We start from the raw sequence: 1,139 nt of genomic DNA, 5'->3' as shown, positions 1-1,139 counted from the left end.
GACGGGGTGGGTGGAGGGGCGCTGGTCGGCGTCGTAGCCCCAGCCCTTGCGGGCGACGGCGAATTCCGTCCAGGCGCCGTCGAAGCGGGTGGCGTCGGCGAGGACCTGGTAGCCCATGTACTCGGCGAAGGACTCGTTCAGCCAGATGTCGTCCCACCAGCGGAGTGTGACCAGGTCGCCGAACCACATGTGGGCCATTTCGTGGGCGATGGTCACGCCGCGGGTCTGGCGTTCGGTGTCGGTGACGGCGGAGCGGAAGACGTATTCGTCGCGGAAGGTGACGAGTCCGGGGTTCTCCATGGCGCCCGCGTTGAATTCGGGGACGAAGGCCTGGTCGTAGGAGTCGAAGGGGTAGGGCTCGTCGAAGATCTCGTGGAAGCGGTCGTAGCAGCGCCGGGTGATGTCGAGGATCTCCTCGGCGTCGGCGTCGAGGTGGGGGGCGAGGGAGCGGCGGCAGTGGAGGGCGAAGGGCAGGCCGGCGTGTTCGGTGCGTACGGAGTGCCAGGGGCCCGCGGCGAGGGCGACGAAGTAGGTGCTCAGGGGTGGGGTGGTGGCGAGTTGCCAGCGTCCTTCGCCGTGGTGGGTGGCGATGCCGTTGCCGAGGACGGTCCAGGTGGGGGGTGCGGTGACGGTGATGTCGAAGGTGGCTTTGAGGTCGGGCTGGTCGAAGGCGGCGAAGATGCGTTGGCAGTCCTCGAGGAAGGCCTGGCTGTAGAGGTAGGTCTCGCCGTCGGCGGGGTCGGTGAAGCGGTGCATGCCCTCGCCGGTGCGTGAGTAGCGCATGGCGGCCTCGACGCGGAGTTCGTGGGGCCCGGCGGTGAGGGTGAGGGGCAGCCGGTCGTCCTGGAGGGCGGCCGGGTCGAGGGGGGTGCCGTCGAGGGTGACGTGGTGCAGGGTGGCGGGTTTCAGCTCGACGAAGGTATGGCCGGGCTCGTGGGCGGTGAAGTGGATGACGGTGGTGGAGCCGAAGAGTTCCTCGCCGTGTTCCGCACCGCGGGTGAGGTCGAGGTCGATCTCGTAGCGGTGGACGTCGAGGAGGCGTGCGCGGGCCTGGGCTTCGTCGCGTGTGAGTGCGGGCATGCGGATCATGGTCCCGCAGCTTTGCTGCTGGGCCTATGGCGGTGGGGGTTGCTGTGAGT

1 protein-coding gene is annotated in these 1,139 nt (G+C 69.0%); it reads right to left on the bottom strand.

Going from position 1 to position 1,139, the window contains the following annotated elements; translation table 11 throughout:
• Nucleotides 1-1,080, bottom strand: a 1,080-nt coding sequence (locus K6I34_RS37240; RefSeq protein WP_229332436.1) for a M1 family aminopeptidase, incomplete at its 3' end; no start/stop codon positions are given.
• Nucleotides 1,081-1,139: the final 59 nt, after the last annotated feature.

The sequence above is a fragment of the Streptomyces sp. UNOC14_S4 genome (assembly GCF_020740835.1).
GTDB lineage: Bacteria > Actinomycetota > Actinomycetes > Streptomycetales > Streptomycetaceae > Streptomyces.
Note: the sequence above shows the minus strand (reverse complement) of the source record. Positions and strands in the feature narration are given on the sequence as shown.